The sequence below is a fragment of the Pulveribacter suum genome (assembly GCF_003013695.1).
GTDB classification, from domain to species: domain Bacteria; phylum Pseudomonadota; class Gammaproteobacteria; order Burkholderiales; family Burkholderiaceae_C; genus Melaminivora; species Melaminivora suum.
Genome location: NZ_CP027792.1, coordinates 1,038,662 through 1,060,497, shown reverse-complemented (window position 1 = coordinate 1,060,497; position 21,836 = coordinate 1,038,662). Strand labels below are relative to the sequence as shown.

Sequence of the window (21,836 nt, the reverse complement as noted above, 5' to 3'; positions counted from 1 at the left end):
AACGCACTGTAGTCGAAGCGCCGGGCCGGTGCGCGCTGCCGCGAAGGTGGCGCAGACGACAGTTTGCCGGCAGGCGTCAGCGCGCTTCATCCAGCAGCGCACGCACGTCCGCGGCCAGGGCCTGGGTGCCACTGCCGTAGCGGTGGTACAGGCGCAGGCGGCCGGCGGGGTCATAGACGTAGTTGCCGGCCGAGTGGTCCATGGTGTAGCTGGTGGGGGTGCTGCCCTCCACGCGCTTGTAGTAGATCTTGAAGTCCTTGGCGACGGCGGCCAGCTCTTCGGGCGTGCCGTGCAGGGCGATGAAGCTGGGGTCGAAGCTGGCCATGTAGGCCTTGAGCACCTCGGGCGTGTCGCGCTCCGGGTCCACGGTGACGAAGATGCCCTGCAGGCGATCGCCGTCGGCGCCCAGGGCGCGCTTGACCTCGGCCAGCTCGCCCATGGAGGTGGGGCACACGTCCGGGCACTGGGTGTAGCCGAAGAACACGACCACCACCTTGCCGGCGAATTCCTTCAGGCTGCGGCGCTGGCCGTGCTGGTCGGTCAGGGGCAGGTCGCGCGCGTAGTCGGCGCCCGTGACGTCCACCCCCTGGAAGCTTGCGCCCTTGGGCGAGCAGGCAGCAAGAAAAACGGCTGCAGCGCCCGCGGACACTGCGCAGGTAGCTATATTTTTAAGAGCAAAACGGCGGTTGATGATCGGCATTACAGAACGTAGTGGTCCACCAGCAGCGCGGCGAACAGCACGCTCAGGTGGATCAGGGAGAAACGGAAGGTCTTGCGCGCCAGCTGGTCGGAATAGTGCCGCCACAGCGCGAAGCCGTAGGCGCAAAAGCCCAGCCCCAGGCCGATGGCGGCCACCAGGTAGATCCACGAGCTCATGCCGTAGATGAAGGGCATCAGGCAGCCGGCGAACAGGATCAGGGTATAGAGAAAGACCTGCAGCCGGGTGAACTCATTGCCGTGCGTGACGGGCAGCATGGGCAGGCCGGCCTTGCGGTAGTCCTCCACGCGGTACAGCGCCAGGGCCCAGAAGTGCGGCGGCGTCCACAGGAAGATGATGAGGAACAGGATGAGCGCCTCGGGCCCCACGTAGCCCGTCATGGCCGCCCAGCCCAGCACCGGCGGCATGGCCCCGGAAGCGCCGCCGATCACGATGTTCTGCGGCGTCAGGGGCTTGAGGATGACGGTGTAGATGACGGCGTAGCCCACGAAGGTGGCAAACGTCAGCCACATGGTCAGCGGGTTGACGAAGAAGTACAGCAGCGCCGAGCCAGCCGCGCACAGCAGCGCCGAGAACACCAGCGCCTGCGTGCCCGACAGCTCGCCGCGCGCCGTGGGCCGCCAGGCGGTGCGCTTCATGCGCGCGTCGATGCCGCGCTCCACCAGGCAGTTGAAGGCGGCTGCCGCGCCGGCCACCAGCCAGATGCCGGCGCTGGCCACGGCCATCTGGCCCCACTGCGCAGCGCCGGGCAGGCCGGGCACGGCCAGCACCATGCCGATGAAGGCACAAAACACGATCAGCTGCACCACGCGCGGCTTGGTCAGGGCGTAGAACTGCGCCACCCGCGGCGGCAGGGCGTGGGCGGCGGGGGCGGTCGGGGGTGCGGGGGCGGCACTCATGCAGAAACTCTCTTTGCGGAAAAGGGCGCGGCGGCAGCGGCCGTGGCCGCGGCGGCCTGGCTGCGGCTGGCGGCCAGCGCCCAGGTCAGCACCACCACCAGCGCCGCGGCGCCGCCGGTGTGCAGCACGGCGGCGGCCAGCGGCCAGCCCAGCACCACGTTGGACAGGCCGGTGGCCAGCTGCGCCAGCGCCAGCGCGGCCAGCCAGCGCGCCTGGACACGCAGCGCGGGCACACGCCCCAGCCGCCAGGCCAGCAGGCCCAGCGCGGCCAGCACCCCATAGGCGGCCAGGCGGTGCGCGTAATGGATGGCGGTGAGGGCGGCGAAGCTGATGTGGCTGCCGTCGCCGCGCAGGCCCAGCGGGCGCCACAGCTCAAAACCTTCGGCAAAGGCCATGTCGGGCCACCACGCGCCCTGGCACTGCGGGAAGGTGCTGCAGGCCAGCACGGCATAGTTGGTGCTGACCCAGCCGCCCAGCAGCAGCTGCGCCAGCACCAGGGCCGCAGTGCCGGCCAGCGCCAGCCGCAGAGCCTGCGGCAGCGGCTGGGCCGCCGCGCCCTGCACGCGCTGGCCGACGCGCACGGCCTGGGCGCACAGCAGTGCCAGCAGCACCGCGCCGCCCAGCAGGTGCAGGGTGACGATGGCCGGGAACAGCTTCATGGTCACGGTGAGTGCGCCAAAGGCGCCCTGCAGGCAGACCCAGAGGAGCGTGAGCGTGGGCCACCAGGGGTTGATCAGCACGCCCTCCGCGCTCCCCGCGCGCCGGCGGCGCAGGTGCTCGCGCCAGGCCAGCACGGTGAGCACGATGATGAGCACACCCACGCCGGTGGCCAGGTAGCGGTGGATCATCTCCACCCAGGCCTTGCCGTGCGTAACGGGGCCGCTGGGCAGGGCCGCCTGGGCGGCAGAGATCTCGGCGCGCGCGCCCACCGGGCTGGCGCTGCCGTAGCAGCCGGGCCAGTCGGGGCAGCCCAGGCCGGAGTCGGTCAGCCGCGTGAAGGCGCCGAACAGCACCAGGTCGAAGGTCAGAAACAGCGTCAGCACCAGCAGCGCCTGCACGCGCGCGGCCGGCGTGCGGCCGCGGTGCTTGCGCCAGACCCAGGCCAGCGGCAGCGCGGCGATCAGCAGGCCCAGCGCCATCAGCTCCAGCAGGGGCGCCAGGTCATACAGCGGCTGCACGGACGAAGGCGCCATCAGCGCGGCTCCGGCGGCTGGCGGCCGGCCTTGTCCCAGGGCGCGGAGGCGCGCAGCAGGCGCTCCAGGTCGCGCTTGGCGCGGGCGGCGCCTTCGCGGTCGAGCCGGGCGGGAAAGCGCATCATCCAGTTGCCGTGGGGGTCGATCACGTAGAGGTGCTCATCCATCGGATGGCCTGCGGCCGGGGCCAGCCACTGCTGCACGTCCTGCTGCGAAGCGCGCAGCACGGTGGCCTGGGCCAGGGCAGGGCTGATGTCCCCGGGCAGCGGGGCGTCGTCGGTGACCAGCCAGACCCAGTCCATGCGGTCCTTGTCGCGGCCCATGCTCTCGCGCAGCTGGCGCTGCAGGTACAGGTTGTTGCGGCAGCTGCCCTCGCAGGCGCCGCCGGCGGTGCTGACCAGCAGCCACTGGCCGCGCAGCTCGTCCAGCAGGTGCGGGGCGCCGTCGGGGCCGGTGGCGCGCAGCGCGGCCGGCATGGGGCGCTGCGGCTCGATCAGCTCGCCGAAGTTGCGCCGCCCCTCGGGCCGGATGACGTAGTAGGTGAAGTAGGACGCGATGACCGGCGCCGCGCACACCAGCAGCAGGCCCAGCATCTGCCAGCGCCCGCGGCGCGAGCGCTGCAGCGTGGCCAGCGCGTCGCCGGCCTGCGGCAGCGTGTGCACCGTCAGGCCCAGCGGCTCGTCGGGGGCGGCGCTGCTGCGCGCGGAGAGGTCAGGGCCGCGGGCGAGCGAAGCGTCGGACGAGTTGGAACCAGACATAGAGGATTGCCACCAGGGCGCACAGCCCGAACCATTGGAATGCGTAGCCGTAGTGCTTGTCCACGCCGTTGTCCACGGCGGGCCAGTCGCGCGACAGGCCGCCTGAGCCCGCGCCGGTCTGCACCACCGACAGGGGCAGCAGCGGCAGGCCGGTCTCGGCGGCAAAGGCCGCCAGGTCGAGATTTTGCCGGATGCGCGAAGACCCTGGGCCGGTGCCGGCCGACGGCTGGAATTCATACAGCCGCGAGGGCGCACCGGCCACGCGGCCCTGCAGCTGCACGTCGCCGGCGGGCGTGGCCACTTCGGGCAGGCGGGTGCGCTGCAGGAAGTCGCGCAGCACCCAGCCGCGCTGCACCAGCACCACGGCGCCCGGCTCCGCGCCCGCGGGCAGCGCCAGCCGCAGCGGCGTGAACACGAAAAAGCCCGGGCGCCCGTACATCTGGCGGTTGTCGAGGAAGACGCTGGCGCCTTGCACCCACTGGCCGCGCAGCTGCACCTGGCGGTGCAGCAGCGGCTGCAGGGCGCGGTCATCACGCACTTCGGCCAGGCTCTGCATGGCCAGCGGCGGCTGGGCCGCGCGCTCGTCCAGGGCAGCCTGCAGCGCCAGCTTTTGCGCGGCGCGCGACAGCTGCCAGCGCCCCAGCGATGCGGTGAGCACCACCGCCGCCAGCGCGGCCAGCGTGATCAGCCAAAAGCGCCAGCCCAGGCGTGCGCGGCGGTCGGTGTTCACCAGATAATGCCTTCCATGAAGATCCTCGTGGCCCTGGCGTTTCTCGCCATTCTTGCCAGCCTGGCGTCGGCGCTGTTTTTCATGATGCGCGGCAGCCGGCCCGGCGACGACGACCGCAAGCGCAGCGCGCGCATGGCCTGGTCGCTGGCGCTGCGCGTGGGCCTGTCGGTCGCGCTGTTCCTGTGCCTGCTGCTGGCCTGGAAGCTGGGCTACATCCAGCCCACGGGCCTGCCGGTTGGATCGAACTGACGGCACTATATAAAAGTGAGCTGCCAGCGCTTGGCTGGCGCGCTTCTTCGACTGTTTTCATACGCAAAATGGCTTGAAGCAAGCGCCAGCAGCTCTCATTTTGATAGTTGCCTGCCGCTCGCAAGGCAGCCCGTAAAAAAAGCGCCTTGCGGCGCTTTTCTTGTCGGCCTTGAGCGACTGGCCCGTCACATCCAGTACACCAGGATGTACAGACCCAGCCAGACCACGTCCACGAAGTGCCAGTACCAGGCGGCGCCCTCGAAGCCGAAGTGGCGCTCGGCCGTAAAGTGGCCGCTTTGCAGCCGCAGCGTGATGAACAGCAGCATCAGCATGCCAACAAACACGTGAAAGCCATGAAAGCCCGTGAGCAGGAAGAACGTGGAGCCGAACACGCCCGAGGTCAGCTTCAGGTTCAGCTCGGTGTACAGGTGGTAGTACTCGTAGCCCTGCACGCACAGGAAGATGATGCCCAGCAGCACCGTAATCCACATGAAGGCGATGGTGCGCGCGCGCTGGCCCAGGCGCAGCGCGTGGTGGGCGATGGTCAGCGTGACACCGGAAGTCAGCAGCAGCGCGGTGTTGATGGTGGGCAGCCAGAACGGGCCGACGGTCTGGAACGGCTCCACCGTGCCGGCGGGCGAAGCGGTGGCGCCAGCCGCCAGGCTGGGCCAGACGGCCTTGAAGCCGGGCCACAGCAGGCTGTTTTCAACGCCGCCCAGCGCCGGCACCGAGTGCGCGCGCGCCCACCACAGGGCCGTGAAGAAGGCGCCGAAGAACATTACCTCGGAGAAGATGAACCAGCTCATGCTCCAGCGGTACGACAGGTCGATCTTGCGCCCGTACAGGCCGCGCTCGCTCTCGTGTGCAGCCTCGCGGAACCACTGGAACAGCACGAACAGCCACCAGACGATGCCGAACCAGAAGGAATACTTGCCCCACTCGGTGCCGTTGATCCACTGGCTGGCGCCCATGATCACGAAGAACAGGCCGATCGCCGCCATGATGGGATGGCGCGACTCTGCAGGGACGTAGTAGTAGGGCGCGGTGCCCGGGGTGGTTGCACTCATGTCAGCTCCTCGATCTCAAGATCTCTTGCCGGTGTCGATCCGGCGTCATGTTGTTTGTTGTTCGTCCATCCGCCACCAGCGATCGGCATCAGACCACCCATTTGACCAGCAAGATCAAGCCCGCCACGAAGGCGAACAGCGCGATCAGGCCGACCAGCAGCACGTGCAGCGGATGGATGCTCTGCAGGTCGCGCCGATATTCCTCGCCTGCGCGCAGCCCGATCAGCGACCAGGCCACGGCGCGCAGCGTGCGCACCAGCGACGTCTTGCGCGGCGGCTCGGGAGGTTGTTCCTGCGGATTCACGCACCGCCCTCCCCTTTCGCTGAGGGCAGTGGCGCCGCGGCGGTGGACTGCGGTGCGGCGGGCGTGCGGCCGCCCACCTCGAAGAAGGTATAGGACAGCGTGATCGTGGTTACGTCCTTGGACAGGCGCGGATCGATCACGAAGGCCACCGGCCACTCCTTCTTCTCGCCCGGCTCCAGCGTGTACTGGCTGAAGCAAAAGCATTCGAGCTTGGTGAAGTGCGGAGCCGCCTGGCGCGGCGCGTAGCTGGGAATGGCCTGCGCGGACATGCGCCGATCCTGCACGTTCTGGAATTCATACACCACCGTGGCCAGCTCGCCGGGATGCACCTGGACGGAGCGCTGGGCAGGCTTGAAGTCCCAGGGCCCGCGCGCGTTGGCGTCGAACACCACGGTGATGGTGCGGCTCTTGTCCACCTGGGTGTTGGCCGGCAGGCGGGCATTCGGGCCGGCCGTGCCGTTGCCGGGCACCAGGCGCTCGGACAGCGTCAGGATGTTGATGCCCGTCACCTCGCAGATGCTCTTGTAGATGGGAATCAGCACGTAGCCGAAAGCGAACATGCCCAGCGTCACGACCGCCAGCTTGCCCACCATCTTTACGTTTTCCTGTCGAATCCCCATCGCTCAGACCTCTCCTGTCCGGTGCGTGCAAGCCTGGTGCGCGCGTTCAGCGCAGCCAGACCATGCGCACGAAAAAGCCTACGAGAAAGGCCAGCGCCAGGGACCCCAGGATCAAACCCAGGCGAACGTTGGCGCGTCTCTTGTCTTCGGGCAGCGGCATCGCGTCCTCGTTTCTGACGGCGTCAGCCGATCACGCGCGTGGCAGTGGCGTCCAGCTTGGGCGGCACCTCGAAGGTGTGGAAGGGCGCAGGCGAAGGCACTTCCCATTCCAGGCCCTCGGCCCCTTCCCAGGGCTTTTGCGGCGCCGGCGCGCCGCGGCCGCGCATGGCCGGCAGCACCACGAAGAAGAAGAAATACACCTGCATCAGACCGAAACCGAAGCCGCCGATGGAGGCGATCATGTTGAAGTCCGCGAACTGCATGGGGTAGTCGGCATAGCGGCGCGGCATGCCGGCCAGGCCCAGGAAGTGCATCGGGAAGAAGGTGAGGTTGAAGGTGATCATCGAACCCCAGAAATGGATGCGGCCGCGGCTCTCGCTGTACATCACGCCAGTCCACTTGGGCGCCCAGTAGTAGTAGCCGGAGAACATGGCAAACAACGAGCCTGCCACCAGCACGTAGTGGAAGTGCGCGACCACGTAGTAGGTGTCCTGCAACTGGATGTCCAGCGGCGCCATGGCCACGAACAGCCCGGTGAAGCCGCCGATGGTGAACACGAAGATGAAGCCGACGGCCCACAGCATGGGCGTCTCGAACGTCATCGAGCCGCGCCACATGGTGGCCGTCCAGTTGAAGATCTTCACGGCGGTGGGCACCGAGATCAGCATGGTGGCGTACATGAAGAACAGCTGGCCCGTCACCGGCATGCCGGTGGTGAACATGTGGTGCGCCCAGACGATGAACGACAGGATGGCAATCGCCGCCACGGCATACACCATGGAGGCGTAGCCGAACAGGCGCTTGCGGCTGAATGCCGGCACGACCTGGCTGACGATGCCGAACGCCGGCAGGATCATGATGTACACCTCGGGGTGCCCGAAGAACCAGAAGATGTGCTGGTACATGATCGGGTCACCGCCGCCGGCGGCGTTGAAGAAGCTGGTGCCGAAGTGGCGGTCGGTCAGCGTCATGGTGATGGCGCCGGCCAGCACGGGCATCACGGCGATCAGCAGGTAGGCCGTGATCAGCCAGGTCCAGCAGAACATGGGCATCTTCATCAGCGTCATGCCGGGCGCGCGCATGTTCAGGATGGTGACGATGATGTTGATCGCGCCCATGATGGAGCTGGCGCCCATGATGTGCAGCGAGAAGATCGCCACGTCCATGGACGGGCCCATCTGCAGGGTGAGCGGCGCATACATCGTCCAGCCCGCGGCCGGTGCGCCACCGGGCATGAAGAACGAGCTGACCAGCATGATGGCGGCCGGCACCAGCAGCCAGAAGCTGAAGTTGTTCATGCGCGCGAACGCCATGTCGGAGGCGCCGATCTGCAGCGGCAGCATCCAGTTCGCGAAGCCGACGAAGGCCGGCATGATGGCGCCGAACACCATGATGATGCCGTGCATGGTGGTGAGCTGGTTGAACAGCTCGGGGTTGACCAGCTGCAGGCCTGGCTCGAACAGCTCGGCACGGATCAGCATCGCCAGCACACCGCCGATCATCAGCATGGTGAAGGAAAACAGCATGTACAGCGTGCCGATGTCCTTGTGGTTGGTGGCGAACAGCCAGCGCCGCAGGCCGGTGGGCGTGGGGTGATGGTGATGGTCGTCGTGCCCGGGGGCGTGGCCCGCGGCGCTGTGCCCGTGGTTGTCCAGAACTGCGCTCATGACTTAGGTCCTCTTCGATCCGTGCTTACTTGCCGCGCTGGGCCAGAATTTCGGCGGGCTGCACCACCTGGCCGGTCTTGTTGGACCAGGCATTCTTGGTATAGGTGACGACGGCGGCCAGGTCGGTGTCGCCCAGCTGCTTCCATGGCGGCATGGCACCGCCGGCTGCGCCGTTGAGCACGATGTGGATCTGCTTGGCATGGTCCTGGTCGAGCACGATGGCCGAGCCGTCCAGCGGCTTGATGGGGCCGGCGCCCTTGCCGTTGGCCTGGTGGCAGGCCGCGCAGTTGGCGGCATAGACCTTCTCGCCGCGTGGCAGCAGGGCCTCCAGCGTCCAGACCTTGTTCGGATCGTCCTGGCGGGCGGCAACCTTCTTCTTTTCGGCATCCACCCAGGCGGTGTATTCCGGCGCGGAAACCACCTTCACGTGGATGGGCATGTAGGCGTGCTCCTTGCCGCACAGCTCGGCGCACTGGCCGTAGTAGTCGCCCACCTTCTCGGCGCGGAACCACGTGTCGCGCACAAAGCCGGGGATCGCGTCCTGCTTGATGCCGAAGGCCGGCACCATGAAGGAGTGGATCACGTCATTGGCCGTGGTGATGATGCGCACCTTCTTGCCCACGGGCACGATGAGCGGGTTGTCCACCTTCAGCAGGTAGTCGGCCGGCGCCTTGGAGACGTCGCCGCTGTCGGACATCCGGCGGTGGCTGCTGTCCAGCGTGGAGATATAGGCTAGACCCTCGCCCTCGCCGGCGATGTAGTCGTAGCCCCACTTCCACTGGTAGCCAGTGGCCTTGATGGTCAGGTCGGCGTTGGTGGTGTCCTTCTGGGCCACCAGCACCTTGGTAGCGGGCAGCGCCATCAGGATGACGATGATGAAGGGAATGACGGTCCAGGCGACCTCGACGGTGACGGACTCGTGGAAATTTGCCGCCTTGGCACCGCGCGACTTGCGGTGGTGCCAGATGGAATAGAACATCACGCCGAACACGCCGATGAAGATCACCGTGCAGACGACGAGCATCATCCAGTGCAGGAAGTGCTGCTCCTCGGCTATTTTCGTGACCGGCGGATGCAGGTTGAGCTGGTTGACGGCAGGGCCGCCGGGCAGGTCCTGCACGGCGTGGACCGCAGTGGCGACCCAGGCAGAGCCTCCCAGCAGCAACGACCCCAGCTTGTTGGATATGCGCTTCATCGTTCTCACTTTTTTCCTAAGCTCCAATTGACCAATTCCCTGCCGTGCACACGCCTGCGCGCACACGGCCGCTCATCAGTCCAGGCCGCTCCCGGGCGCCCTGTTGTCTCCATGATGCGGGGTGGAACCTTCCGCCTGTATCCAGCATGCCCCAGGGCCGGACGACGCGGCAATACGCGTTAGCCCCGAGCAGGCGCAATCAGGCGATGGCGCACATCAGGGGCCTGGAAGGCGAGAGCCGCCTGCCGCAGGCACGTCAGATGCGCCCGGTGCCCCAGGGCCGCAGGAAGTTCCCAATCCGCAAGCAAAATTTATTGTAGCTCGCATTGATCGGCATCATTGACAGGCGCCGGGCGTCCACCGTGCCGCGCTCAGCGCCTGTCGCGCAGCATGGCACGCATGTCCTGCAGCGACACGGCGCTCTCGCCGCCCACGCGCACCCGGGGCACGGGCTTGATGGCGTGCCCGTAGATGATTTCAAAGGTCAGCGCCAGCTGGCCGCCCTGTGCGGGATCGCCCAGCTGCCCGGCCAGCTGCTGCTGCAGCTGCCGGTGCCAGCGCCTGCCGCGCAGGCCGGCAAAGCGCTGCGGGTGCAGATTGCGCCCCAGGCCGCGCAGCTCCTGCAGCAGCCGCTCGGGCGTGGCGAAGGTCAGGGTGATGCGCTCCATGTCCATCACCGGCTCGGAGAAGCCGGCGTGCATCAGCATGTCGCCCCAGTCGTGCATGTCGGTGAAGGCGTGCGCCGGCTCGGGCCAGCCCAGGCGGGCGTACAGCGCGCGCAGCTCGCGCAGCGTGTCCGGGCCCAGGCAGGAAAACATCAGGTAGCCGTCCACCGCCAAAGCGCGGTGCCAGGCCTGGATCAGCGCCTGCGGGTCGGCCGCCATGTGCAGCGCCATGCTGGACCACAGCATTTGCACGCCGCCGTCGGGCGGCACGCCGAAGCGCGGGGCGGCGCCGGACCAGCGCGCGGGGCTCCACCACGGCCGCGCCAGCCGTGCCTGGGCCGCCGCTAGGCCCTGAGGCGAGGAGGTTTCGGCCACGTGGCTGGCCGCCTGCGGGAAGTGTTGCGCCACCAGCGCGTGGGCCTGCATGCCGCCGCGCAGCGGATCCCAGTCACACCACGCGGCCGGGGGCTGCACGATCCATTGCAGGCGCTCGTGCATGCGCCGCGCCACCTCCTCGTGCAGCCAGGGGGACTCTGGCGCCACGCTGGCGTGCCAGCGTGCGGCAGCCTGGGGGTCGATGGTGGGAGGCAGTTGCTCGGACATGGGACGAAGACAGGGACGGCCGCTGAGGCCGACGAGTATATTGAGCCGATGCCCTTGGCCCCGGCCCTGACCGCCCTGTTGCGGCGCGCTGCAGCGCTGGTGCCCAGCCAGTGCGCGCTGTGCCACGCCTGGCCGGCGCAGCGGCTGTGCGCAGCGTGCCAGTCGCAGTTCACGCCGCCGGTGGCGCGCTGCGGCAGCTGCGCCAGCCCGGTGGCACCCGGCATCGCCCGGTGCGGCGCCTGCCTGCGCGAGCCGCCGCCGCTGGATGGCTGCGTGGCCGCAGTGGAGTACGGCTACCCGTGGGCCGGCGTGGTGGCGCAGTTCAAGTTCCAGGCCGATCCCGGCTGGGCCGCTGCTCTCGCCCCGGTGATGCAGGCCGCGTCCGGCGCGTCCGCCCTGTTGCAGCACGCCGAACTGGTGCTGCCCGTGCCCCTGTCGCCCGCGCGACTGCGCGAGCGCGGCTACAACCAGGCCCTGCTGCTGGCCCGCGCGCTGGGCGCAGGCGTGCGGCTGCGCCACGACCTGCTGCTGCGCCTGCACGACACGCCGGCGCAAAGCGGCCTGGCCCGCCCGGCGCGCCTGCGCAATCTGCGCGGCACCTTTGCGCTGCAGCCGCTGGCCGCCGGTGCAGTGCAGGGCCGGCGTGTGCTGCTGGTCGATGACGTGATGACCACCGGCGCCACCTTGCACACGGCCGCGCTGGCACTGCGCGCTGCGGGGGCCGTGCAGGTCGATGCCCTGGTGCTGGCGCGCACCCCGTTTCGATACGATTGATTACCAAAAGGGGGGCGCAGCCGCCTCTTTGCGTCTGTTCGCGGCGGCGGCTTCGCAATCACAATAGTGCGCATGTTTCACATCGTCCTGGTCGAACCCGAGATCCCGCCCAACACTGGCAACGTGATCCGCCTGGCGGCCAACACCGGTTGCACGCTGCACCTGGTGGAGCCCCTGGGCTTTTCCATGGACGACGGCCTGCTGCGCCGCGCCGGGCTGGACTACCACGAGTACGCCGAAGTGCGCCGCCACGCCGGCTGGACGGCGCTGCTGCGCCAGGAGGAGCCCGATCTGGCGCGCATGTTTGCGCTGACCACGCACGCCACGCAGTCGGTCCATGACACGGGCTTTTTGCCCGGCGACTGGCTGGTGTTCGGTGCCGAATCGCGCGGCCTGCCGCCCGTGCTGCGCGAGACCTTTCCGCCCACGCAGCGCCTGCGCCTGCCCATGCTGCCGGCGCAGCGCAGCCTGAACCTGTCCAACGCCGTGGCCATCACGGTGTATGAGGCCTGGCGGCAAAACAGCTTTCTGTCGGCCACCGCGGCCGCGGGCCATCAGGCCCTGGCGCCGTAGCTGCGCACCAGCGCCTCGGCCACGCACACGGGCTTGTCACTGCCCTCGCGCTCCACGGTCACGTCCCAGGTCATCTGCAGGCCGTCCGGCGCCACCGCCTCGGCGGCGGCCAGCGTCAATCGCGCGCGCAGCCGGCTGCCAGAGGGCACGGGCGCCGGAAAGCGCACCCGGTTCAGCCCGTAGTTGACGCCCATCTTCGTGCCCTCGACCTCGAAGGCCGCCTCCATGAAGCGCGGCATCAGCGACAGCGTCAGAAAGCCGTGCGCGATGGTGGTGCCGAACGGCCCGGCCGCCGCCCGCGCCGGATCGGTATGAATCCACTGGTGGTCGCCGGTGGCCTGGGCGAACAGGTCGATCTGCGCCTGGGTGATGTCGATCCAGTCGGTCACGGCCACTTCCTGCCCGATGCTGGCAGTGACCTCGGAATAGCTGTGGAAGGTCTTTGTCATGGCGGGCCACTGTAGCGAGGGGCCCGGCGCCGCCGTGTCCAGTGGGCGACTGCCCGCGCCTCAGCCGGGCTGGCAGGCCAGGTACTGCGCCAGCCCGTCGGCCAGCGCGTCGAAGACCGCCTGGCACCCACTGCTGTGGCGCAGGTCGCCGTGCATGGCGATCCAGGTATCCAGGCGCGGCGCGAACTGCTGCGGCAGCAGCCGCATCAGGCGCGCATCCCGCGCCGCGAGGCTCGCCTGGCATACGCCGATGCCCAGGCCGGCGCGGATGGCAGCCAGCTGCGCCAGATCGCTGTCGGCGCGAAAGACGAATCGGTCCCAGGCAAAGTCCGGCAGCTGACGGCGCAGCCCGCGGATGAAGTCGCTTTCCTGGCCGTAGCCGACCAGGGCGTGCCCGCCCAGCTGCGCCACGGAGAGCGGCGTGCCGCGCGCGTCCAGGTAGTCCGCATGCGCAAACAGGCCCAGCTCCACCGCGCCGACGCGCCGCACCAGCAGCGCCTGCTGCACGGGGCGGAACATGCGCACGGCGATGTCGGCCTCGCGCCGCAGCAGGTCGTCCGCCTGGTTGGACAGCACCAGTTCCAGCTTCAGCAGCGGATGCATGCGCTGCAGCGCCGCCAGGATGGGCGGCAGCACCTCCACGCCCATGACCTCGCTGGCAGAAATGCGCACTGCGCCGCGCAGCCCCCCGTCCGGCCCGCCCCGGGCGCCGGACGCCGTGCGGCGCAGCGCAGCCGCCGTCGTGGCCAGGGTGGCGGCGTAGGGCAGCAGCGCCTGGCCGGCGTCGGTGGGCGCAAAGCCTTCGGGCGAGCGGGTGAACAGGCGCAGCCCCAGCGTCGCCTCCAGCTGGTCGATGTGCCGGCCCAGGGTCGGCTGGCTCAGGCCCAGCGCCCGCGCGGCGGCCGACAGCGAGCCGGCCTGCGCCACGTGCAGGAAGCTGCGGTACCACTCCCAGCGGGGCTCGGGCGCTCCTTCGTTATTCAAATCTGTTGGGTCGCCATGCATTTCCATGCATTTTCTTTCTTCTGCGCCGATCGCAGACTGGGCGCTCCTTGCGACTGGAAGAAAAGAGATGGAACCCTTGAACACCCTGGCCCTGTTCGGCGCCTGCGGCCCCATCGGGCAGAGCATCGCCGCCGCCCTGTCGGCCCAGGGCCGGCGCTTTCGCGTGGTCGGGCGCGAAGCCGGCCGGCTGCAGGCCGCCTACGGCGCCAACCCGCTGGCCGAATGCGTGACCTGGAACCCCGATTCGCCCGCCTCGATACGCGCCGCCGCCCGCGGCGTGGACACCCTGGTCTACCTGGTCGGCGTGCCTTACTGGCATTTCGACCGGCACCCGCAGCTGATGCAGCGCACGCTGCAGGCCGCCATCGACGCCGGCGTGCGGCGCGTCGTGCTGATCGGCACCATCTACCCCTACGGCCGCGTGCAGGGCGGCAATCCGGTGCGCGAGGACCACCCGCGCCAGCCGCACACCTTCAAGGGCCGCATGCGCCTGGCGCAGGAGGAGCTGCTGCTGCAGGCCCACGCGGCCGGCCGCATCCAGGCCACGGTGCTGCGCCTGCCGGACTTCTATGGCCCGGGCGTGCTCACCAGCCTGCTGCACGGCGCCGCCTGCGCCGCGGTGCGCGGGGGCACGGCCGACATGCTGGGGCCCATCGACGCGCCGCACGAATTCCTCTACGTGCCGGACGCCGGCCCCGTCGTCGTCCGGCTGGCGGACACGCCCGCCGCCTACGGCCGCACCTGGCACCTGGCCGGCGCGGGCGCGACCACGCAGCGCGCGCTGGTGCAGGAGATGGAGCGCCTCACCGGCCGCCCCCTGAAGCTGCGCGTGGCCGGGCGCGGCACGCTGCGCCTGCTGGGCCTGTTCAGCCGCCTCATGCGCGAGATGGTGGAGATGCACTACCTGCTGAGCGAGCCGCTACTCATGGATGATTCGGCCCTTTCGCAGCTGATAGGGCCGCTGCGCAAGACCTCTTATGCCGAGGGCATACGGCAGACGCTGGCGGCCGTGCCGGCCACCGCGCCGCTCAGGCGCTCTGCCCGCCCCGCTTGACGAAGAACAGCCCCGCGCCCACCGCCATCAGCAGCGAGCCGAAGACGCGGTTTTGCGCCCGCATGGCGCTGGCGCTCTGCATCAGGCGGCGCAGCGCGCTGGCGCCGGCGGCGTAGCCGCTCATGACGACCAGGTCCACCGCCACCAGCGTGACCGCCATCACCACCAGCTGCTGCCACAGCGGGCGCGTGTCGGTCATGAACTGCGGCAGCACGGCCACCATGAACAGGATGCCCTTGGGGTTGGTGGCGTTGGTCAGCGCGCCGGTGAAGACGCGCCGGCGCAGGCTCATCGGGGCGGCAGTCACATCGCCGCCCAGGGTGCCGGCGCTGCCGGCGCGCCACTGGCACCAGCCCAGGTAGATGAGGTAGCAGGCGCCCAGCACCTTGACCACGCTGAAGGCCAGCTCCGAGGCGATCAGCAGCGAGCCCACGCCCGCGCCGGCCACCACCAGGATGAACAGCAGCCCCAGCTCCAGCCCGACGATGGTGCCGCCGGCGCCGCGCACGCCGTACGACAGCCCGTGGCTCATGGACAGCACCGCGCCCGAGCCGGGCGAGATGGCGATCACCCACGACGCCGCGAAAAATGCCATCCAGGTATGCCAGTCCATAGTGCGTGCCGCCGGTAGAAAAAAAGGGGGAAGACGGGAAAAGAAGGGCGCAATTCTACGGGCGCGCCCGCGCGCCATGCGGCACGTGGCCCACGAACGAATACAAGACAAATCAGCCTCCAGCGCTTGTCACGCAAGCGCCAGCAGCTATTATTTGAATAGCAACCTCCAGTGCAACCCGTGGCCGTGCCGGCTGGTGCCACAATTTCCCCCGGCCGTCCGGCCGTGCGTTGTCCCCCCTCCTCTTCACCATGGCCCAAGCCCCCGTCTGGCTCACCTACGGCTTCACCTACCTGGCCGCGGCGGTGATCGCCGTGCCCATCGCCCGCGCCCTGGGGCTGGGCGCCATCATTGGCTACCTGGCCGCCGGCATCGCCATCGGGCCCTGGGGCCTCGCCTTGGTGAGCAACGTGCAGGACATCCTGCACTTCGCCGAATTCGGCGTGGTGCTGATGCTGTTCCTGGTCGGGCTGGAGCTGCAGCCCAGCCGCCTGTGGAGCCTGCGCCGCCCCATCCTGGGTCTGGGGCTGGCGCAGATGGCCGGCTGCGCCGTGGTGCTGTGGGCCCTCGCCTGGGCGCTGGGCTTGCCCTGGCGCGTGGCGCTGGTGGCGGCGCTGGGGTTGGCGCTGTCGTCCACGGCGATCGCGCTGCAGGTGCTGGCCGAGCGCAACCTGATGCGCACCGACAGCGGGCAAAAGGCCTTCTCCATCCTGCTGTTCCAGGACGTGGCGGCCATTCCCATCCTGGCGCTGCTGCCCCTCCTGGGCGCCGCTGCCGCGCGCCAGCCGCACGGTGCGGGCGACCTGGCGCTGGAGGCGCTGCGCACCGCCGCGGTGGTGGGCGCCATCGTGCTGGGCGGGCGGCTGCTGCTGCGCCCGGTGCTGCGCTGGATCGCCCGCAGCAAGCAGCCGGAGATCTTCACCGCCACCTCGCTGTTCCTGGTGGTGGGCATCGCCATGCTGATGCTGTCGGTGGGCCTGTCGATGGCGCTGGGCGCCTTTCTGGCCGGCGTGCTGCTGGCCGACAGCGAGTACCGGCGCGAGCTGGAAACCGACATCGAGCCGTTCAAGGGCCTGCTGCTGGGCCTGTTCTTCATCGCCGTGGGCATGAGCATCGATTTCGGCGTGCTGGCCCGCGCGCCCTGGGCCATGCTGGGGCTGCTGCTGGGCTTTCTGGCCGTCAAGGGCGTGGTGATCTGGCTGCTGGCGCGCGCCAGCGGCATGCCCTACCAGGAGCGGCCGGTGTTCACGCTGGTGCTGGCGCAGGGCGGCGAGTTCGCCTTCGTGGTCTTCCAGAGCGGCGCCGGCTTCGGCGCCATCGGCACCGAAGCGGCCTCCCTGCTGATCGGGGCGGTGGCGCTGTCCATGCTGCTGTCGCCGCTTTTGCTGGTGGCGGTGGACCGCGCGCTGCTGCTGCGCCACGCCCGCCTGGGCCCGCCGGCCATGCCGCCGGTGCCGGACGAGCGCACCCTGTCGGAGCCGCCGCAAAGCGCGCCCATCATCATTGCCGGCTTCGGCCGCTACGGGCAGATCGTCGCCCGCATGGTGCTGGCCCAGGGGCTGAAGGCCACGGTGCTGGACCACAGCGTGGAGATGCTGGAGGTGGCCCACACCTTCGGCTACCGCGTCTTCTACGGCGACGCCACGCGCGTGTCCCTGCTGCGCCTGGCCGGCGCCGGCCAGGCGCGGGTGTTGGTGGTGGCGGTGGACGCGCCCGAGCAGTCGCTCAAGATCGTGCAGGCCGCGCGCAAGCACTTCCCGCATTTGCAGATCGTCGCCCGCGCGCGCGACGTGACGCACTGGCACGCACTGCGCGACCTGGGCGTGCAGCACGTCGAGCGCGAGCTGTTTCGCGCCAGCGTGCTGAGCGCCCGCACGGTGCTGGAGCTGATGGGCGAGAACCCAGCCGACGCCGCCGCCTTCGCCGAGCGCTTCACGGCGCACAACGTGGACCTGTCCGAGCGCATGTACGCCCACCAGGGCGACCGCGAGGCCATGCTGGCCGTCGCCCGCCAGGGCCGCCAGCAGCTGGTGGAGCAGCTGGCCAAGGAGCGCCAGGAGCGCATGTCCGCGCGCGCCAGCGTCCCGCAGGACAGCGACGAGCCGCCCGCGGCTTGAAGGCAAATCGGCCTCCAGTGCCCGCCAGTCAAGCGCTGGCAGCTATCAAATTGTGAGTCCACGCAGGCCGTGGGCCCTTCGGGGGCGTGCTACGCTGGCCGCCATGTTCAACCCCTCACAAGCCGACGTGCGGCGCTTTTTTTGCGCGGCCCACGCCAAGCAGCAGGCCGGCCAGCCCATGGAAGCCATCGAGACGCTGGCCGGGCTGTGGACTGCCAAGCACCCCGAATACCACGTCGACCTGGCCGATGCCGAGGCGGCGCTGGCGCGCGTCTATGCCGAGGGTGCCGACCAGACCAACCCGTTCCTGCACCTGTCCATGCACCTGTCCATCAGCGAGCAGTGCAGCATCGACCAGCCGCGCGGCATCCGCCAGGCGGTGGAGCTGCTGGCGCGTCGCCTGGATTCGCTGCACGACGCCCACCATGTGGCCATGGAATGCCTGGGCACCATGCTGTGGGAAGCCCAGCGCGCAGGCCGCGCGCCCGACGGCCAGGCCTACGTGGCCTGCGTGCAGCGCCGGGCCACGCAGGACGGCAAGCCCTGAAGCGCGCTCCTTGGCGGCTCACGAAGCCGCCTGCGTCCATCCACTGCCCATAGCCTGTGGGCGCACTGCCGCGGCGGCCAGCGCGCCTGGCACCAGCAGCACGTCGCAGCCCACTCCGTCCGGGCCGGCCAGCAGCCGGTGCGGCTTGCCGGCCTGCAGCAGATCACGCAGCAGGCTGCGCCGCGCATGCGCCAGCACCAGCAGGTCGGCCCGTGTGCTTTGCTGCTGCACGGCCAGCTGGCGCACGGCGTCCAGCCCGCCAGTGGCCAGGCCAACGCGGTTGCGCCGCGCCTCGAAGGCATCGGACACGCGCAGCCGGGCCCGCTGCGGCTGTGCCTGCTGGCGCCGGCTGCGCAGCGCCCGCGCGAACGCCTCGCCGCAAGCCAGGGGCAGCCCGCGCAGCGCCCGCGCGGCATGGAACAGCTCCACCGTCGCGCCCCCCTGCAGGCCGATAGCGCTGCGCTGCAGGGCGCCGCCGGCGTCGCCGCTGGCATGCACCAGCGCGTGCGCATAGGGTGCGCGCGCCGCAGTCTGCACCACGAGCACCGGGCAGGCACTGGCGCGCAGCACCCGCGCCAGCAGGCCGGTGGCGCGCGCCGGCCACGGCCGGCGGCCGTGCAGGCGCGAATCCATCACCAGCAGGTCGGCCCGGCCCGCTGCCGTGAGAACGGCCGCCACCCCGGCGTTCGGCAGCGCCCCCACGGCCAGCCCATGGCGGCGCGCCAGCTGGCGCGCGCGCTGCTCCAGCCGGGCCTGCGGGTCGCAGAACTTCGCGTCCTGCTGCTCGGCCGCGTACAGCAGTTCCAGCCGCGCCCCATGGTGGGCGGCCAGCAGCGCGGCGCGGTCAAGGGCATGCTCGGCCGTGGTGGAGAAGTCGGTAAGGGCAACGATGGTCTGAATGCGCATGGCAAGGCTCCTGCAGGGCGGCGTCGAAGGGGCAGGCCGGCGCAAAAAATCGGGCCGGCGGCGGCGTTGTCATCACGAAGAAAAGCCTGGCGGGGCCGCCGGGCGGCGGCGCGGCCCCTTGGCCTGGGGCCCGGCAGTGCTGGATGACGCTGGCCCCGAAGCGGGTTCAGGACTGCAGAAGCGGCCGCCGGGCGCAAAGGCACGGGGCGGGCAGGACCGGCTGCCCCACCCCGCACAGGCGCAGCGCACGCGCATGCGCGGCGGCGCAGCAGGCCAGCCGGGCAGTACGGACGCAAGGGGTGGAAGCCGGGAAACGCATGGGGCACCCATTGTAGGAAGCGCAGGCGCCAAAAGCTTCAATACCGCAGCGGTGCGTGCCGGATTTGCGGACCGAAGAACGCAAAAAAGCCCGCTTTCGCGGGCTTTTCATAACATTTGGCAGCAGCTGGGCAGCAGGCCCATCAGCCGCCGCGGCTCACCTGAAGCGCGACTGGGGCACCACGCGCAGGTCGCCTTCCAGCGAACCGATGTACTGCGCCAGCTCCTTCAGCTCGGCATTGGTGAACTGCTTGGCGATACCGGCCATCACGCCGTTGCTGCGGCCCACGTAGGAGCCGTGATCGACCTTGTAGGATTTCAGGGCGACGAACAGGTAGTCGGCGTACTGGCCGGCAATCTTGGGGTAGGAGCCGTCGATGGGCTTGGAGAAGTTGTCGCCGTGGCAGGACACGCAGGCGCCCTTTTGCAGCAGCGGCGCGACGCTGGCGTTCGCCTCGCGCGCTTTGGCACCGCCGCCCTCGCCCTGCGCCTGGCTGGCGTAGTAGGCCGCGACGTCGGCAATGTCCTGGTCGGTGAGCGAGTCGGCGACGCCGCGCATCGTGGGGTGGCGGCGCTCGCCCTTTTGGTAGGCGTGCAACGCGGCGGAGATGTAGCCGGCGCCCTGCCCCGAGATCATGGGCACCTTGTGCACCTCAGGAAAGCTCGCCTGGTAGCCCGGGATGCCGTGGCAGCCAATGCACATGGCGATCTTGCCGGCCCCGGCCTTCACGTCGCCCTTGACGTCCTGGGCGGTCGCCATGCTGGCCGCAAGAGCAACAGCCAGGCCGAATATCGTGGTCAATGTTTTTTTCATTTTGCGCGCACAATCAGATGATTGGTTGTCTCAGCAGTAACTCGAAAAGATTATAGCGAGCGCCTGTCAAGCGACTTCATCAACGATTTCCCTCGTTCTTCTTTCTTCTTTTCCTTCTTCCAGATTTCATGAAATTCCAGGGTTCCCAGAATTACGTGGCCACGCAGGATCTGATGCTGGCCGTGAATGCTGCCATCACGCTGCAGCGCCCCCTGCTGGTCAAGGGCGAACCCGGCACCGGCAAGACACTGCTGGCCGAAGAGGTGGCGCAGGCGCTGGGCATGCCGCTGCTGCAGTGGCACATCAAGTCCACCACCAAGGCGCAGCAGGGCCTGTATGAATATGACGCGGTGAGCCGCCTGCGCGACAGCCAGCTGGCAGACATCGAAGGTTCGGAACGCGTCAAGGACATCCAGAACTACATCGTCAAGGGCGTGCTGTGGCAGGCCTTCACGGCGGACCAGCCCGTGGCGCTGTTGATCGACGAGATCGACAAGGCCGACATCGAATTCCCCAACGACCTGCTGCGCGAGCTCGACCGGATGGAGTTCTACTGCTATGAGACGCGCGAGATGATCCGGGCCAAGCACCGGCCGCTGGTGTTCATCACGTCCAACAACGAAAAGGAGCTGCCCGACGCCTTCCTGCGCCGGTGCTTCTTCCACTACATCAAGTTCCCCGAGCCCGAGACGATGAAGAAGATCGTCGATGTGCACTTCCCCACGCTCAAGAGCGAGCTGCTGACGGCAGCGATGAAGACGTTCTATGACGTGCGTAACCTGCCGGGCCTGAAGAAAAAGCCCTCTACCAGCGAGTTCATCGACTGGCTCAAGCTGCTGCTGGCCGAGGAAATCCCTTTGGAGGCGCTGCAGTCGGGCGACAACAAGGTGGCAGTGCCGCCGCTGGTGGGCGCACTGCTCAAGAACGAACAGGACGTGAGCCTGTTCGAAAAGCTGGTCTTCATGAACCAGCGCAACCGCTGAAGGAGCGCACCGCCATGAGTGCTGCACGACGGCTGCTGCTGGAAGGCGCCAGCGATGCGGTGGGCTTCGTGGCTGGCGCGCTTGCCGGCTATGGGACCGCGCTGCTGCTGGGCCTGGACCTGTTCGCCGAGGGCTACGGCGCAGCCAGCATCGCCGGCATCGCGCTGGTGGGCCTGGGCGGCGGCCTGGGGCTGAACCTGGCGCGGCGCTGGCGCAGCGGCCGCGCGGCACGCGGCGGCACGGGGGCCTGACGGCCATGGCGTTCGCCGCGCCCGTCACCCTGCAAGGCCGCGGCGTGCGGCTGGAGCCGCTGGCCCTGGCGCACGAGGCCGGCCTGGCCGCCGCCGCCGCCGATGGCGCGCTGTGGCGCATCCGCGTGACCAGCGTGCCCGAGCCGCAGGACACGCGCGCCTACATTGAGACCGCCCTGGCCATGCGCGAGGCCGGCAACCGCCTGGCCTTTGCCGTGCTGGATGACGCCAGCGGCCGCGTGCTGGGCAGCACCAGCTACCACGACATCCTGCCGGCCGTGCGGCGCGTGGAGATCGGCTACACCTGGTATGCGCAAAGCGTGCAGCGCACGCATGTGAACACCGCCGCCAAGCTGCTCATGATGGGCCACGCCTTCGACCAGCTGCAATGCCACGTGGTCGGCTGGCGCACGGACAACTTCAACTTCGCCTCGCAGCGCGCCATCGAGCGGCTGGGCGCGAAGAAGGATGGCGTCATCCGCGGCCATGCGCTGCGCCGCGACGGCACCATCCGCGACACCGTCATGTACAGCATGCGCGCGGGCGAATGGCCCGAGGCGCGGGCGCAGTTGCACTATCTTTTGGAGCGCCACGCGCCTGCCTGA

26 protein-coding genes are annotated in these 21,836 nt (G+C 69.3%); 9 read left to right on the top strand and 17 right to left on the bottom strand.

Annotation, left to right across the window (positions count from 1 at the left end; genetic code table 11):
• Positions 1 to 76 precede the first annotated feature (76 nt).
• From C7H73_RS04800 to C7H73_RS04780, 5 genes are read right to left on the bottom strand one after another with little or no spacing between them, the layout of a single operon-like run.
• On the bottom strand, positions 77 to 700 hold the full coding sequence (locus C7H73_RS04800; protein WP_106845598.1) for an SCO family protein: 624 nt from the start codon (positions 698 to 700) through the stop codon (positions 77 to 79).
• Positions 700 to 1,617, bottom strand: a complete 918-nt coding sequence (gene cyoE, locus C7H73_RS04795) for a heme o synthase (protein ID WP_106845597.1) — start codon at positions 1,615 to 1,617, stop codon at positions 700 to 702. The genes C7H73_RS04800 and cyoE overlap by 1 nt, the downstream gene beginning before the upstream one ends.
• Positions 1,614 to 2,810, bottom strand: coding sequence for a COX15/CtaA family protein (locus C7H73_RS04790; protein ID WP_106845596.1), 1,197 nt, complete (start codon positions 2,808 to 2,810; stop codon positions 1,614 to 1,616). The genes cyoE and C7H73_RS04790 overlap by 4 nt, the downstream gene beginning before the upstream one ends.
• The gene (locus tag C7H73_RS04785; RefSeq protein ID WP_106845595.1) at positions 2,810 to 3,568 is read right to left on the bottom strand and encodes a hypothetical protein; all 759 of its coding nucleotides are present in this window, start codon (positions 3,566 to 3,568) and stop codon (positions 2,810 to 2,812) included. The genes C7H73_RS04790 and C7H73_RS04785 overlap by 1 nt, the downstream gene beginning before the upstream one ends.
• Entirely contained in the window at positions 3,522 to 4,298 is a 777-nt protein-coding gene (locus C7H73_RS04780; RefSeq protein WP_106845594.1) for an SURF1 family protein, read from the bottom strand. Before C7H73_RS04780 ends, C7H73_RS04785 begins: the two co-directional genes overlap by 47 nt.
• A 15-nt stretch (positions 4,299 to 4,313) precedes the next feature.
• Between C7H73_RS04780 and C7H73_RS04775 the strand changes: the two genes are divergently transcribed.
• Positions 4,314 to 4,547, top strand: a complete 234-nt coding sequence (locus C7H73_RS04775; RefSeq protein ID WP_193483940.1) for a twin transmembrane helix small protein — start codon at positions 4,314 to 4,316, stop codon at positions 4,545 to 4,547.
• Positions 4,548 to 4,732: 185 nt separating this feature from the next.
• On the opposite strand, the gene C7H73_RS04770 is transcribed toward C7H73_RS04775, so the two are convergent.
• The 7 genes from C7H73_RS04770 to C7H73_RS04745 form a co-directional block, all read right to left on the bottom strand.
• Positions 4,733 to 5,614 (bottom strand): cytochrome c oxidase subunit 3, encoded by an 882-nt coding sequence (locus C7H73_RS04770; RefSeq protein ID WP_106845592.1) that lies wholly within the window; start codon positions 5,612 to 5,614, stop codon positions 4,733 to 4,735.
• Between the two features lie 88 nt (positions 5,615 to 5,702).
• Positions 5,703 to 5,918 carry a DUF2970 domain-containing protein gene (locus C7H73_RS04765; RefSeq protein WP_106845591.1) on the bottom strand — a complete coding sequence of 72 codons (216 nt, stop codon included), beginning with the start codon at positions 5,916 to 5,918 and terminating at the stop codon, positions 5,703 to 5,705.
• Positions 5,915 to 6,538 carry a cytochrome c oxidase assembly protein gene (locus tag C7H73_RS04760; RefSeq protein ID WP_106845590.1) on the bottom strand — a complete coding sequence of 208 codons (624 nt, stop codon included), beginning with the start codon at positions 6,536 to 6,538 and terminating at the stop codon, positions 5,915 to 5,917. The genes C7H73_RS04765 and C7H73_RS04760 overlap by 4 nt, the downstream gene beginning before the upstream one ends.
• 46 nt (positions 6,539 to 6,584) lie before the next feature.
• The gene (locus tag C7H73_RS15745) at positions 6,585 to 6,698 is read right to left on the bottom strand and encodes a cytochrome oxidase small assembly protein (RefSeq protein ID WP_227001420.1); all 114 of its coding nucleotides are present in this window, start codon (positions 6,696 to 6,698) and stop codon (positions 6,585 to 6,587) included.
• A gap of 22 nt (positions 6,699 to 6,720) precedes the next feature.
• Positions 6,721 to 8,364, bottom strand: a complete 1,644-nt coding sequence (gene ctaD, locus C7H73_RS04755; protein ID WP_106845589.1) for a cytochrome c oxidase subunit I — start codon at positions 8,362 to 8,364, stop codon at positions 6,721 to 6,723.
• A 25-nt stretch (positions 8,365 to 8,389) separates the two neighbouring features.
• Complete coding sequence (gene coxB, locus C7H73_RS04750; RefSeq protein ID WP_106845588.1) at positions 8,390 to 9,559, bottom strand: cytochrome c oxidase subunit II; 1,170 nt, start codon at positions 9,557 to 9,559, stop codon at positions 8,390 to 8,392.
• Positions 9,560 to 9,930: 371 nt separating this feature from the next.
• Positions 9,931 to 10,827, bottom strand: coding sequence for a class I SAM-dependent methyltransferase (locus tag C7H73_RS04745; protein WP_106845587.1), 897 nt, complete (start codon positions 10,825 to 10,827; stop codon positions 9,931 to 9,933).
• Between the two features lie 48 nt (positions 10,828 to 10,875).
• Between C7H73_RS04745 and C7H73_RS04740 the strand changes: the two genes are divergently transcribed.
• Together C7H73_RS04740 and C7H73_RS04735 are read left to right on the top strand one after the other, a co-directional pair.
• Positions 10,876 to 11,601 carry a phosphoribosyltransferase family protein gene (locus C7H73_RS04740; protein WP_106845586.1) on the top strand — a complete coding sequence of 242 codons (726 nt, stop codon included), beginning with the start codon at positions 10,876 to 10,878 and terminating at the stop codon, positions 11,599 to 11,601.
• Positions 11,602 to 11,673: 72 nt separating this feature from the next.
• Positions 11,674 to 12,174 carry a tRNA (cytidine(34)-2'-O)-methyltransferase gene (locus C7H73_RS04735; protein WP_106845585.1) on the top strand — a complete coding sequence of 167 codons (501 nt, stop codon included), beginning with the start codon at positions 11,674 to 11,676 and terminating at the stop codon, positions 12,172 to 12,174.
• Here the strand turns inward: C7H73_RS04735 and C7H73_RS04730 are convergent.
• On the bottom strand, positions 12,156 to 12,623 hold the full coding sequence (locus C7H73_RS04730) for a MaoC family dehydratase (protein WP_106845584.1): 468 nt from the start codon (positions 12,621 to 12,623) through the stop codon (positions 12,156 to 12,158). The two genes, C7H73_RS04735 and C7H73_RS04730, sit on opposite strands and share 19 nt — an antisense overlap.
• Positions 12,624 to 12,683: 60 nt before the next feature.
• Complete coding sequence (locus C7H73_RS04725; protein WP_106847542.1) at positions 12,684 to 13,628, bottom strand: LysR family transcriptional regulator; 945 nt, start codon at positions 13,626 to 13,628, stop codon at positions 12,684 to 12,686.
• A 76-nt stretch (positions 13,629 to 13,704) separates the two neighbouring features.
• Here C7H73_RS04725 and C7H73_RS04720 point away from each other — a divergent pair, with 76 nt between their 5' ends.
• Entirely contained in the window at positions 13,705 to 14,682 is a 978-nt protein-coding gene (locus C7H73_RS04720; protein WP_106847541.1) for an NAD-dependent epimerase/dehydratase family protein, read from the top strand.
• On the opposite strand, the gene C7H73_RS04715 is transcribed toward C7H73_RS04720, so the two are convergent.
• Positions 14,657 to 15,295: a LysE family transporter gene (locus C7H73_RS04715; RefSeq protein ID WP_106845583.1), complete on the bottom strand. Its 639-nt coding sequence runs from the start codon at positions 15,293 to 15,295 to the stop codon at positions 14,657 to 14,659. The genes C7H73_RS04720 and C7H73_RS04715 overlap by 26 nt on opposite strands.
• Positions 15,296 to 15,546: 251 nt before the next feature.
• Here C7H73_RS04715 and kefC point away from each other — a divergent pair, with 251 nt between their 5' ends.
• Positions 15,547 to 17,412: a glutathione-regulated potassium-efflux system protein KefC gene (kefC, locus tag C7H73_RS04710; RefSeq protein WP_106845582.1), complete on the top strand. Its 1,866-nt coding sequence runs from the start codon at positions 15,547 to 15,549 to the stop codon at positions 17,410 to 17,412.
• A gap of 103 nt (positions 17,413 to 17,515) precedes the next feature.
• Entirely contained in the window at positions 17,516 to 17,959 is a 444-nt protein-coding gene (locus C7H73_RS04705) for a DUF1841 family protein (protein ID WP_106845581.1), read from the top strand.
• 18 nt (positions 17,960 to 17,977) lie between these two features.
• On the opposite strand, the gene C7H73_RS04700 is transcribed toward C7H73_RS04705, so the two are convergent.
• Together C7H73_RS04700 and C7H73_RS04695 are read right to left on the bottom strand one after the other, a co-directional pair.
• Entirely contained in the window at positions 17,978 to 18,865 is an 888-nt protein-coding gene (locus C7H73_RS04700; protein WP_106845580.1) for a universal stress protein, read from the bottom strand.
• Positions 18,866 to 19,340: 475 nt separating this feature from the next.
• Positions 19,341 to 19,997: a c-type cytochrome gene (locus tag C7H73_RS04695; RefSeq protein WP_106845579.1), complete on the bottom strand. Its 657-nt coding sequence runs from the start codon at positions 19,995 to 19,997 to the stop codon at positions 19,341 to 19,343.
• Between the two features lie 128 nt (positions 19,998 to 20,125).
• Here C7H73_RS04695 and C7H73_RS04690 point away from each other — a divergent pair, with 128 nt between their 5' ends.
• The 3 genes from C7H73_RS04690 to C7H73_RS04680 are packed head-to-tail and all read left to right on the top strand — an operon-like array spanning position 20,126 to position 21,836.
• Positions 20,126 to 20,980: an AAA family ATPase gene (locus tag C7H73_RS04690; RefSeq protein WP_106845578.1), complete on the top strand. Its 855-nt coding sequence runs from the start codon at positions 20,126 to 20,128 to the stop codon at positions 20,978 to 20,980.
• 14 nt (positions 20,981 to 20,994) lie between these two features.
• Positions 20,995 to 21,231 carry a hypothetical protein gene (locus C7H73_RS04685; RefSeq protein WP_106845577.1) on the top strand — a complete coding sequence of 79 codons (237 nt, stop codon included), beginning with the start codon at positions 20,995 to 20,997 and terminating at the stop codon, positions 21,229 to 21,231.
• Between the two features lie 5 nt (positions 21,232 to 21,236).
• The gene (locus C7H73_RS04680; protein ID WP_106845576.1) at positions 21,237 to 21,836 is read left to right on the top strand and encodes a GNAT family N-acetyltransferase; all 600 of its coding nucleotides are present in this window, start codon (positions 21,237 to 21,239) and stop codon (positions 21,834 to 21,836) included.